The following is a 371-nucleotide window of genomic DNA, read 5'->3' as shown; positions in this document are numbered from 1 at the left end:
CTGCCATTTGTCGGTGTACCTCTCTCGTTTGCTCAGTTGTTCAGGAATATGGTGCAGCAGCTCGCCGTCGCCGCAGTAAATTGCGGCGTGATTCGGCACTGATGAACCAAAACAGCACAGCAGCACATCGCCCGGCTGTGCCGCTGACAACGGCACCTGATACAGCCCCGTCGCCTCCAGATTATCCAGATAGAGATTCTGGCCGTTACGCCACCAGTCATCCTCACGATGAAAGTCCGGCATCTCAATCCCCGCCAGATGATAAGCATCCCGGAACAGTGTGTAACAGTCCGTCACACCGTGCTCAAAGCGCCGCCCGGTGAGATGCGGCACACAGCGGAACTTATGAATCGTCCCCCGGCAGACCAGCC

Annotated in this window: 1 protein-coding gene; it reads right to left on the bottom strand. The window is 57.4% G+C overall.

Features of this window, described 5'->3' with window-relative positions:
- On the bottom strand, window positions 1-371 hold a 371-nt coding region (locus J0A65_RS26390), incomplete at both ends, for an NlpC/P60 family protein (protein WP_206597145.1).

Origin of the sequence: Bowmanella yangjiangensis, from assembly GCF_017255015.1 — a bacterium.
Classification (GTDB): domain Bacteria; phylum Pseudomonadota; class Gammaproteobacteria; order Enterobacterales; family Alteromonadaceae; genus Bowmanella; species Bowmanella yangjiangensis.
This window is presented reverse-complemented; position numbering and strand designations above follow the sequence as displayed.